The sequence below is a fragment of the Burkholderia sp. ABCPW 14 genome (assembly GCF_001523835.1).
GTDB classification, from domain to species: Bacteria; Pseudomonadota; Gammaproteobacteria; order Burkholderiales; family Burkholderiaceae; genus Burkholderia; species Burkholderia mayonis.
In genome coordinates this window covers 1-12,028 of the sequence record NZ_LOVS01000057.1, presented here as the reverse complement: position 1 = coordinate 12,028, position 12,028 = coordinate 1, and the positions used below count along the sequence as shown (strand labels likewise).

The following is a 12,028-nucleotide window of genomic DNA, read 5'->3' as shown; positions in this document are numbered from 1 at the left end:
TTGAGAAAGCCGGCGGCGTGCGTCATGCGATTTCGTGCAGATACAGCTCCTGCGCTTCGAAGCGCTGCGCGAGTTCCTCCGACGGCAGCGCCTGGCAGACGAGCCAGCCTTGAATGTGGTTGCAGCCCATCTCGGTCAGCAGCGTGCGCTGCGCCTCGGTCTCGACGCCCTCGGCGACGAGTTCGAGCTCGAGCGTCTGCGCGAGGCCGACGACCGCCGACACGATCGCGCGGTCATTTCTCGACGTCAACAGATTTTCGACGAAACTGCGGTCGATCTTCAGCTTCGCGAGCGGGAAGCTCTGCAGGTACGCGAGGCTCGAATAGCCGGTGCCGAAGTCGTCGACCGCGAAGCGGATGCCGAGCTCGGTCACTTCCTCGAGCAGCGTCTTCGCGTGATTCGGATCGTGCATCAGCAGGCTTTCGGTGATCTCGAGGACGATCCGGCACGGGTCGATGCCCGTCAGCTTGATCGCGTCGCGCACGCTCTGCGTGAAGCGCGGATCGCGAAACTGCTGCGGCGACACGTTCACGGCCACGTATTGCAGCGCGATCCCTTGCCGGTCCCACGACACGAGCTGCATGCACGCGGCCTTCAGCACCCAGTTGCCGAGATAGTTGATGAGGCCGATCGATTCGGCGAGCGGGATGAACGTCGCCGGCGCGACGAGTCCGTGCACCGGATGGTGCCAGCGGATCAGCGCCTCGACGCCGACGACGGCGCCCGTGTGGCTCTTCGTGATCGGCTGGAAATGCAGAGAGAACTCGCCGTTGCGCACGCCGTTGTAGAGATCGGCTTCGAGCTTCAGGCGCTCGGCGTCGGCCGGATCGTCGGTCGGCTGATGGAAGGCGAGCGCGTTGCCGCCCGCCGACTTCGCCTGCGCGAGCGCGCGGTCCGCGCGCCGCAAGAGCGGGCTGTGGTGCTGCGCGTGCTTCGATGCGGCGCGCGCATCCGGGTAGATCGCGATGCCGGCGCTCGCCGACAGGTGCACCGCCTGTCCGCCGTACGCGTACGGCTGCTGGACCGCCGTCTGAAGCTGCCGCGCGAGCGCCTCCGCCGCGTCGATCGCGGCCACGCGCGTCGGCGCGCTCAGCACCACCGCGAACTTGTCGCTCGCGACGCGCGCGAGCCGCTCGCCGCGCGTCGCGATCCGCTGCAGCCGTTGCGCGGTGTCGCGCAGCAGCGCGTCGCCCGCGTCGTAGCCGAGCGCGCGGTTGATCCGCTGATAGTCGTCGAGATCGAGGAGGATGAGCGCGGTGCAGCCGCCGCCTTCATCGGCCGTCTGCTGCGCGCGCATCAGCGCGGGAAGCAGCGCGGACAGGTTGTCGAGCCCCGTCATCGGATCGTGGTGCAGCTCGTACGTGAGCCGCGCCTCGATCGCGCGCCACGACGACACGTCGAACGCCGCGATCGCGAAGCCGTCGACGCCGTGGTGGCGGCTGCGCACCGCGCGCACCTCGACGTCGAGCGGGTAGGTCAGCGACTTGACGAGGCACAGCGTCGCCTTCTCGATGTCGCCCGTCTCCGACGCGCGTGCGAGCAGGCCGTCGAGCGTCGCGGTATCCTGCTCCGGGATCAGGTCGCGCAGCGTCAGCGTGTGCAGATAGTCGCGGTGGTAGCCGATGAAGCGCAGGCTCGCGTCCGATACGTACAGGAAGCGCAGATCGCGATCCACGTGAGCGAGGAAATCGACCGCACCGACGGTTTGCTCCAACCAGCTTCGGACCGTATCGTCGGCGCGCGGCGTGCCGGCGCGCGCGGGCATCAGCGCGCCGCCCGACCACGCGAAGCGGCGGAGCTTGTGAAGTGCGGCGCGCCAGGAGCCCTTGCGGGGCATTTTGTTCCTGATGGCTTCCATGTTTCTCGCTGGCGTGAAGGGGCTGGAACCGGTGTCCGGACGCAATAACGGCGCATTGTGCCGATTCTTTAGCGTCAGGGAAGAAACGATCTAGAGCGTTTCGTCATGCGCGACAGTTCGGGATGCGAACGCGTGCGGTCGGCTTGCCGGGCGCCAGACCCTGTTAAACGTATGGACATTCGAAGACGAGGACTCAGATGAATCGAAAACTGGCAATGGGCGCGGCGGCCGCGCTCTTCGCGCTGTATACGGTCGCGGCCCATGCGGTGCTGAAGGTCGGCGACGCGGCGCCCGATTTCAGCGCGCAGGCGTCGCTCGGCGGCAAGACTTACACGTATTCGCTCGCCGAGGCGCTGAAGAAGGGGCCCGTCGTGCTGTACTTCTATCCGGCCGCGTTCACGACCGGCTGCACGATCGAGGCGCACGCGTTCGCCGACGCGGTCGACGCTTACAAACAGTATGGTGCGACGGTGATCGGCGTGTCGGCGGACGACATCGGCACGCTGACGAAGTTTTCGGTCAGCGAGTGCCGCAGCAAGTTCCCGGTCGCCGCGGACCCGGATGCGAAGCTCATCCGCGAGTACGACGCGAAGTTGCCGGCGATTTCGAAGGCGAACCGCGTGTCGTACGTGATTTCGCCGGAGGGGAAGATACTCTATGAGTACACGAGCCTGTCGCCCGACAAGCATGTCGAGAACACGCTGAACGCGGTGAAGGCGTGGGCGGTGTCGCACAAGCAGCCGTGACGGCCGCGGCGCGTCTCGGGCGCGGCGGCGGGGTTCGGTAGACGCGCCCCGAGCGGGTGTCGCGGGGGCGGGGCACGCCGGGCGCGTGCCGGCAGACGGAGGCCGGGGGCGTACCGCGCGCCCGGCCCGTTCGTTCAGGCGCGCAGCGCCTGCTCGATCGGCACGCCGCCGCCGACGAAGCCGATCGTCTTCTTCGAGATGCCGAGCTTGATCGCCTCGATCGCCGCCCATGCGACGTCCTGACGCGCGACGGGCGGCGCGTTGTCGAGCCGCTCCTCGGTGAGCGCGATCTTGCCGATGCCCGGATCGTCGGACAGCGGGCCCGGCCGCAGGATCACGTAGTCGATGTCCGACGCGATCACGCGGTCGTCGCCTTCGCGCTTCATCTGCGAGTAGTGGCGCAGGAACTCGGGGCTGCGCTCCGGCCAGTACGCGGAGAGCGAGCTGATCACGACGAGCTTCTGCACGTTGTGCGCCTTCGCATACTCGGCTGCGTGCGCGACGGCGTCGCGGTCGACCTGCTCCTCTTCGGCCGCGCCTTCGGATTCGGCGGAGCCCGCCGCATAGATTGCGTGTGTGATGCCGCTGAACGCGGACGAGAAGTCGTTCGCCAGGTCGGCGACGACGACTTTCGCGCCCGGCAGCGCGTAATCAGGCCGGCGCACGAGCGCCGTGACCTCGAAATCCTGCTGCTTGAGCAGCAGGTCCGCAAGCGCGCGGCCCGTGCGGCCGGACGCGCCAATCAGCAGTACCTTCATCGACATGAAACCGCTCCTTGCATTGCGCTGCGTCAATGGCGCCCTCCACGAGGGACTGACGACGAGCGTACAAGTGTATGCCGAATTCACGTCCGATCGTTGACGCCGAAACGAGATTCGGATCAAGGCCCGGCGCGCGGCGGTGGGCTGGCGCACATGACGGCGCGAGTGCGCGAATTCGCGCCGACCGCCGGTGCCGGGGGCGTTCGCGGGCGGTGCTGCGCGGCGGCGGTTTTCCCGCCGGCCGCGCGGCCCGCTCATTCATGAATAGACGACGGGCTTCGTATCAGGCGTAAGCATTTGTGACACGGCGGCTTCGCACGCGATGGGGTGCCGGGCGACGCGCTTCCGGGCGACGCGGGCAGCGGCGCGCCGTCGCCCGCGCGGGGCGCGAGAGGCGGCATGCCAACGCACGGCCGACGATCCGCGAGGCCGGCGCGCGCCGCGCGGATCGGCCCGCCCGGTCCGCGTCGCGCCCGCCCGAGCGTCACTCGCCTGCGACCGCCGGGCCGCCCGCCGCGCCGCGATTCTTCCGCTTTTCGGCCCATACGCGCAGCCGGTCCATGTACAGATAGACGACGGGCGTCGTATAGAGCGTCAGCATCTGCGACACGATGAGCCCGCCCACGATCGCGATCCCGAGCGGCGCGCGCAGCTCGGCGCCGTCGCCGTGGCCGAACGCGAGCGGCAGCGCGCCGAGGAGCGCCGCCATCGTCGTCATCATGATCGGCCGGAACCGCAGCAGGCACGCTTCGTGGATCGCATCGAACGACGACTTGCCCTGCCGCGACGCGTCGATCGCGAAGTCGACCATCATGATCGCGTTCTTCTTCACGATGCCGATGAGGAGAATCACGCCGATCAGCGCGATGATGCTGAACTCGGTCTTGAAGAGCAGCAGGCCGAGCAGGGCGCCGACGCCCGCCGACGGCAGCGTCGACAGGATCGTGATCGGATGGATGTAGCTCTCGTACAGGATCCCGAGCACGATGTAGACGGCCGCGAGCGCCGCGAGGATCAGGATCGGCTGATCCTTCAGCGACTGCTGGAACGCCTGCGCCGTGCCCTGGAAGCCGCCCTGGATCGTCGGCGGCACGCCGATCTCGGCCATCGTCTGGTAGATCGCCTGCGTCGCCTTCGACAGCGACACGCCGGGCGGCAGGTTGAACGAGATCGTCGTCGCGACGAAGAGGCCCTGGTGGTTGACCGACAGCGGCGTCGTGCTCGGCCCGAAGCTCGCGATCGCGGACAGGGGCACCATCGTCGACTTCGACGTCGACACCGCCGCGCCCGACGACGCGCTCGACTTGCCGCTCGACGCGATCGAGTTGAGCGCCTGGTTGCGCGCCGAATCGGCGGCGATCGCGGCGGCGCTCTGCGACGACGTGCCGGCCGCCGACGTCGCGACGTACGTGCCCGCCGCGGCGTTCGTCGTCTGCGCGCCGCTCGCGCTGCCGCCCGACGTGCTGATGTACACCTGCTTCAGCATCTCCGGGCTCTGCCAGTATTGCGGCGCGACTTCCATCACGACGTGGTACTGATTGAGCGGGTTGTAGATCGTCGACACCTGGCGCTGGCCGAACGCGTCGTACAGCGTGTTGTCGATCTGCGCGGGCTTGATGCCGAGGCGCGCGGCCGTCGCGCGGTCGATCGTCACCATCGCCTCGAGGCCGCCTTGCTGCTGGTCGGAGTTCACGTCGGCGAGCTCGGGGCGCTTCTGCAGCGCTTCCGTGAGGATCGGCCCCCACTTGTACAGCTCGGCCGTCGAATCGCCGAGCAGCGTGAACTGATACTGCGCGTTGCTCTGCCGGCCGCCCATCCGGATGTCCTGCGCGGCCTGCAGGAACGTGCGCGCGCCCGCGACGTCGGCGAGCTGCGGCCGCAGTTGCTGGATCACCTGGTCGGCCGACAGCTTGCGCCCCGGCTTGTCCTTCAGCGCGACGAACATGAAGCCCGAGTTGGTCTGCGCGCCGCCCGTGAAGCCCGCGACGTTCGCGACGTTCGGATTCGCGCTGACGATGCGCATCATCTCGGTGAACTTGAGCTTCATTGCCTGGAACGACGTCGTCTGATCGGCCTGGATGCCGCCCACCATGAGGCCCGTGTCCTGCTGCGGGAAGAAGCCCTTCGGCACGACGATGTACAGGAACACGTTGAGCGCGATCGTTGCGACGAGCGTCATGAGAATCGTGCGCGGGTGGCGCAGCGCCCACGACAGCGTGTGCTCGTAGCCGCGCTGCATCCGCGCGAAGCCGCGCTCGAGCCAGCGCGCGAAGCGGCCTTCGTCGCGCGGATCGTGTGCTTCGGGCAGGAGTCGCGCGCACATCATCGGCGTCAGCGTCAGCGATACGATGAGCGACACGCCGATCGCGAGCGACAGCGTGAGCGCGAACTCGCGGAACAGGCGCCCGACGATGCCGCCCATCAGCAGGATCGGCAGGAACACGGCGACGAGCGACAGGCTGATCGACAGCACCGTGAAGCCGACCTCGCGCGCGCCGTCGAACGCGGCCTGCAGCCGCGGCGTGCCGTTCTCGATGTGGCGCGAGATGTTCTCGAGCACGACGATCGCGTCGTCGACGACGAAGCCCGTCGCGACGATGAGCGCCATCAGCGACAGGTTGTTCAGCGAAAAGCCGAGCAGGTACATCGCGCCGAACGTGCCGACGATCGAGATCGGCACCGCGACGCTCGGAATCAGCGTCGCGCGCCAGTTGCGCAGGAACAGGAACACGACCATCACGACGAGGCTCACCGCGATGAGCAGGGTGTGCTCGGTGTCGGCGAGCGACGCGCGGATGGTTCTCGACCGGTCGAGCACCGGCGAGACCTGGATGTCGGCGGGCAGCGCGGCCGTCAGCTGCGGTAGCGCCGTCTTCACGCGGTCGATCGTCTCGATGATGTTCGCGCCCGGCGACCGGTACAGGATCACGAGCACCGCGCGGTCGCCGTTCGCGAGGCCGAGGTTGCGCAGGTCTTCGACCGAATCGACGACGGTCGACACGTCCGAGAGGCTCACGGCCGCGTGGTTGCGGTACGCGATCACGAGATCCTTGTACTGCGACGCCTGCGATGCCTGGTCGTTCGTGTATAGCTGATAGTGGTTCGGGCCGAATTCGATCGCGCCCTTCGGGCTGTTCGCGTTCGCCGACGCCAGTGCGGCGCGCACGTCTTCGAGGCCGATGCCGTAGTGGAAGAGCGCGTGCGGCTCGAGCTCGACGCGCACGGCCGGGTTCGCCGAGCCGCTCAAGCTGACCTGGCCGATTCCGTCGATCTGCGACAGCGACTGCTGGAGCACCGTCGACGCTGCGTCGTACAGCTTCGCGGGCGACGCCGTCTTCGACGTCAGCGACAAGACCATGATCGGCGAGTCGGCCGGATTGACCTTGCGGTACGTCGGGTTGCTCTTCAGGCTCGCGGGCAGGTCGGCGCGCGCGGCGTTGATCGCCGCCTGCACGTCGCGCGCGGCGCCGTCGATGTCGCGGTTCAGGTTGAACTGCAGCACGATCCGCGCGTTGCCGACGGAGCTCATCGACGTCATTTCGGAGACGTCCGCGATCGAGCCCAAGTGCCGCTCGAGCGGGCTCGTCACGCTCGTCGCGACAGTATCGGGGCTCGCGCCGGGAAGCGACGCCTGCACCATGATCGTCGGGAAGTCGACTTGCGGCAGCGGCGAGACGGGCAGCTGGACGAACGCGAACAGGCCGGCGAGCGCGATCCCGAGCGCGAGCAGCGTCGTCGCGACGGGGCGGGTGATGAACGGACGCGACAGGTTCATTTACGCGTCCGGATGCGCGGCCGTTGGACCGGAGCGATCAAAGAAGCCGCGGATGCGGCGCGCGAGCGCGTCGAAGCCGAGGTAGATCACGGGCGTCGTGAAGAGCGTCAGCACCTGCGACACGATGAGCCCGCCCGCGATCGCGATCCCGAGCGGCTGGCGCAGCTCGGAGCCCGCGCCGGAGCCGACGATGAGCGGCACGGCGCCGAGCAGCGCGGCCAGCGTCGTCATCAGGATCGGCCGGAAGCGCAGCAGGCACGCCTGATAGATCGCCTCGCGCGGCGGCTTGCCCTCGACGCGCTCGGCTTCGAGCGCGAAGTCGATCATCATGATCGCGTTCTTCTTCACGATGCCGATGAGCAGCACGATGCCGATGATCCCGATGATGTCGAGGTCGTGCCCGGTGATCATCAGCGCGAGCAGGGCGCCCACGCCCGCCGACGGCAGCGTCGACAGGATCGTGATCGGATGGATGTAGCTCTCGTACAGCACGCCGAGCACGATGTACATCGTGATGATCGCGGCGAGGATCAGGAACAGCTGGTTCGACAGCGATGCCTGGAACGCGAGCGCCGCGCCCTGGAAGCGCGTCTGGAACGACGCGGGCAACCCGAGCTCGTGCTCCGCCGCGTCGATCGCCTTGACCGCCTCGCCGAGCGACGCGCCCGGCGCGAGGTTGAACGAGATCGTCGTCGCCGGGAACTGCGACAGATGCGACACGAGGAGCGGCGCGGGCCGCTCGTGGAACGTCGCGATCGTCGACAGCGGTACCTGGCCGCTGCCCGCCGACGGCAGATAGATGCCGTTCAGCGATTCGGTGTAGTGCTGCATCTGCGGCTCGGATTCGAGGATCACGCGGTACTGGTTCGACTGCGTGAAGATCGTCGACACGATCCGCTGGCCGTACGCGTCGTAGAGCGCGTTGTCGACGGTCGCGGGCGTGATCCCGAAGCGCGCGGCGGTCGCCCGGTCGATCTCGATGTAGACCGACTTGCCGTTGTTCTGCAGGTCGGTCGCGACGTCGGCGAGCGACGGCTCCTTCTTCAGCCGCTCGACGAGTTTCGGCACCCAGGTCGTGAACTCGTCCGGATTCGGGCTCGTCAGCATGAAGTGATACTGCGTCGGGCTCACCGTCGAGTCGATCGTCAGATCCTGCACCGGCTGCATGTAGAGCGAAATGCCGGGGATGTTCGACACCTGCTGCTGCAGCGAGCGGATTACGTCGCTCGCCGACTCGCTGCGCGCGTCGCGCGGCTTCAGGTTGATCAGCATCCGGCCGCTGTTCAGCGTGATGTTCGAGCCGTCGACGCCGATGAACGACGTGAGGCTCTCGACGTCCGGATGCTTCAGGATCTCGGCGGCGAGCGCCTGCTGCCGCTCGGCCATCGCGCCGTACGACACCGCCTGCGGCGCCTGCGTGATCGCCTGGATCACGCCCGTGTCCTGGGTCGGGAAGAAGCCCTTCGGAATCTCGACGTAGAGGAGGGCGGTGAGCGCGAGCGTCAGCACCGCGACGACGAGCGTCGAGCGCTGCCGGTTCAGCACCCACTGCAGCGCGATGCCGTAGCGCGCGATCATGCGATCGATCAGCACGTGCACCCTCGCCTCGAAGCGATGGCTCTCGGGCGGCGGTGTGTGGCGCAGGAGCTTCGCGCACATCATCGGCACGAGCGTGAGCGATACGATGGCCGAGATCACGATCGTCACCGCGAGCGTGATCGCGAACTCGTGGAACAGCCGCCCGACGACGTCGCCCATGAAGAGGAGCGGAATCAGCACGGCGATGAGGGACACCGTCAGCGAGATGATCGTGAAGCCGATCTGCTTCGAGCCCTTCAGCGCCGCTTCGAGCGCGGACTCGCCTTCCTCGACGTAGCGCGCGATGTTCTCGATCATCACGATCGCGTCGTCGACGACGAAGCCCGTCGCGATCGTGAGCGCCATCAGCGACAGGTTGTTCAGCGAGAAGCCCGACAGGTACATCACCGCGAGCGTGCCGATCAGCGACAAGGGCACCGACAGGCTCGGGATGATCGTCGCGTAGACGTTCGCGAGGAACAGGTACATCACGAGCACGACGAGCGCGACCGCGAGCCCGAGCTCGAACTGCACGTCGCGCACGGCGGCGCGGATCATCGTCGTGCGGTCGGTGACGATCTGCACGTCGAGCGCGGCGGGCAGCGATTCCTGCAGCTTCGGCAGGATCGCCTTGATGTTGTCGACCGTCTGGATCACGTTCGCGCCCGGCTGCCGCTGCACGTTCAGGATGATCGCGGGCTCGGAATCGACCCACGCGCCGAGCTTCGTGTTCTCCGCGCCGGCGACGATCTTCGCGACATCGGTCAGCATCACGGGCCGGCCGTTCTTGTACGCGACGACGGCGTCCTGGTATTGATCGGCGCTCGTCAGCTGGTCGTTCGCGTTGATCGTGTACGCGCGCGTCGGGCCGTCGAAATTGCCCTTCGGCGTATTGACGTTCAGGTTCGAGATCGTCGTGCGCAGGTCGTCGAGATTGAGGCCGTACGACGCGAGCGCGAGCGGGTTCGCCTGAATCCGCACGGCCGGCCGATTGCCGCCAGACAGGCTGACGAGGCCGACGCCCGCCACCTGCGAGATCTTCATCGCGAGCCGCGTGTCGGCGAGATCCTGCACCTGCGTGAGGGGCAACGTCTTCGACGTGACGGCGAGCGTGATGACGGGCGCGTCGGCCGGATTGACCTTCGCGTAGATGGGCGGCGCGGGGAGGTCCGACGGCAGCAGGTTGCCGGCCGCGTTGATCGCCGCCTGCACTTCCTGCTCGGCGACGTCGAGCGGCAGGTCGAGGCTGAACTGCAGCGTGATGACGGACGCGCCCGCCGAGCTCTGCGACGACATCTGGTTGAGCGACGGCATCTGCCCGAACTGCCGCTCGAGCGGCGCGGTGACGGACGACGTCATCACCTCGGGGCTCGCGCCCGGATAGAAGGTCTGGACCTGGATCGTCGGATAGTCGACCTCGGGGAGTGCGGCGAGCGGCAAAAAGCGCAGCGCGACGAGGCCGGCGAGCAGGATCGCCGCCATCAGCAGCGCGGTGCCGACCGGGCGAAGAATGAAGACGCGGGACGGATTCATCGGTCAGCCGGCGTCATTGCGATTGCGCCTGCGACGCGCCGCGGCGCTTGTGCCCGCCGTGCGCGCCGGACGCGGCCGATGCGGCCGATGCGGCCGACGCGCCTTTCGCGCCCGGCGCGTGCTTCGGCTGCTCGGCCGGGATCGTGATCGCCGAGCCTTCGCGCAGCCGGTCGGAGCCGTCCGTCACGACGCGCTCGCCGACCGCGAGCCCGTCGACGATGCTCGTGCGCTCGCCGTCGATCGGGCCGGGCTTCACCTTGCGCACGGTCACGGTGTTGTCCGGCTTCACGACGTAGACGAACTGGCCGATCGAGCCCGTCAGCACGGCCGAGGTCGGCACGATCGTCGCGTCGCGCATCGTGTCGACGAGCAGGCGCGTGTTGACGAACTGATTCGGGAACAGCAGGTTGCTCTTGTTCTCGAACGTCGCGCGCAGCTTCACGGTGCCCGTCGACGTGTCGATCTGGTTGTCGAGCGTATCGAGCACGCCGGTTTCGAGCGGCGTCGTGTTGTTGCGGTTGTACGCGGTGATCGACAGCTTGCTGCCGGCGCTCACCTGCTTGAGGATCGACGGCAGGTTGTCTTCCGACGTCGTGAAGATCACGCTCATCGGCTGCAATTGCGTGATGACGACGATGCCGTTCGTATCCGACGGCGTCACGTAGTTGCCCGGATCGACCTGCCGCAGGCCGACGCGGCCCGACGCGGGCGCCGTGATCCGCGCGTAAGTCAGGTTGAGCTTCGCGGAGTCGATTGCCGCGCGGTCGATCTGCACTGTGCCTTCGTACTGCTTGACGAGCGACGCCTGCGTGTCGGCCGTCTGCTTCGCGATCGAGTCCTGCGCGACGAGCGTCTGGTAGCGCTTGAGGTCGAGGCGCGCGGTCGCGAGGAGCGCCTCGTCGCGCGCGAGCGCGCCTTGCGCGTTCGCGAGCGTGATCTGGTAGGGGCGCGGATCGATCTGCGCGAGCACGTCGCCTTTCCTGACGATCTGGCCTTCCTGAAACGATACGGACTGCAGGTATCCGGACAACTGGGTCCTGACCGTCACGTTCGCGAGCGGCGTGACGGTGCCGAGCGCGTTGAGGATGATGGGCATCTCGCCGCGCGTCGCGGCCGCGACCTGGACGGGCTGCGGCAGATTCGCGAGCGCGGCCGGTCCGCCTCGCTTGCGCGCGCCGCCCGGCTGGCTCGCGCCGCCTGGCTGGCTCGCGGCGGTCGCGCTGCTTGCGCCGTTCTTCCACGGATGCCACCACAGGAGGCCGCCGATCGCGACGGCCGCGAGCGCGCAGAACGTCATCAGCTTGCGGCGCGAGCGGGGCGTGTCGGGGCCCGACGGCGGGTGGGCGGGCGAGCGAGGAGTGGGCTTTTCTTGGTTGTCCATCGGTTCGATCTGGAGGTCGGCATGCAGCGCGTACGACAGGCGCGGATGAGCCGCGTTCGCGGTCGGCGCGGCGGGTCGGCTGCGGCCCGGTCGCGTCGCAAAAGAGCGGGATGCGCCGTTTGCGGCGCGAGGTTGCATGATGCTACGTCCCCATGGCGGTTACAGTCCAGCATCCTATTTTTCAACGAATTACGGTCGTTACAGATGAACGGATGATGACGGTGCGCGATCGCGCGGCCGGGGCGGCGGCTTGTGCGGGGGGATCGTGGCGTTGTCGGATGCTGCCGCGGGCCGCGGGCGAAGGGCGAAGGGCGAAGGGCGAAGGGCGAAGGGCGAAGGGCGAAGGGCGAAGGGCGAAGGGCGAAGGGCGAAGGGCGAAGGGCGAAGGGCGAAGGG

General features: G+C 67.9%; 6 protein-coding genes. 1 reads left to right on the top strand and 5 read right to left on the bottom strand.

Annotated elements, in window-relative coordinates:
* Positions 1–22 precede the first annotated feature (22 nt).
* Entirely contained in the window at positions 23–1,765 is a 1,743-nt protein-coding gene (gene cdpA, locus WS62_RS08395) for a cyclic di-GMP phosphodiesterase CdpA (protein WP_082720802.1), read from the bottom strand.
* A gap of 290 nt (positions 1,766–2,055) precedes the next feature.
* On the opposite strand from cdpA, the gene WS62_RS08390 reads away from it, so the two are divergent.
* Positions 2,056–2,604, top strand: coding sequence for a peroxiredoxin (locus WS62_RS08390; protein WP_066570057.1), 549 nt, complete (start codon positions 2,056–2,058; stop codon positions 2,602–2,604).
* Positions 2,605–2,738: 134 nt separating this feature from the next.
* Here the strand turns inward: WS62_RS08390 and WS62_RS08385 are convergent, their stop codons facing one another.
* The 4 genes from WS62_RS08385 to WS62_RS08370 form a co-directional block, all read right to left on the bottom strand.
* Entirely contained in the window at positions 2,739–3,368 is a 630-nt protein-coding gene (locus tag WS62_RS08385; RefSeq protein WP_066570055.1) for an SDR family oxidoreductase, read from the bottom strand.
* Between the two features lie 481 nt (positions 3,369–3,849).
* Positions 3,850–7,140 (bottom strand): efflux RND transporter permease subunit, encoded by a 3,291-nt coding sequence (locus tag WS62_RS08380; RefSeq protein WP_066570053.1) that lies wholly within the window; start codon positions 7,138–7,140, stop codon positions 3,850–3,852.
* On the bottom strand, positions 7,141–10,251 hold the full coding sequence (locus tag WS62_RS08375; RefSeq protein ID WP_066570051.1) for an MdtB/MuxB family multidrug efflux RND transporter permease subunit: 3,111 nt from the start codon (positions 10,249–10,251) through the stop codon (positions 7,141–7,143).
* A gap of 13 nt (positions 10,252–10,264) precedes the next feature.
* A complete protein-coding gene (locus tag WS62_RS08370; protein ID WP_066570048.1) occupies positions 10,265–11,632 on the bottom strand; it encodes an MdtA/MuxA family multidrug efflux RND transporter periplasmic adaptor subunit in 1,368 nt (455 codons plus the stop codon).
* Between the last annotated feature and the right edge of the window lie 396 nt (positions 11,633–12,028).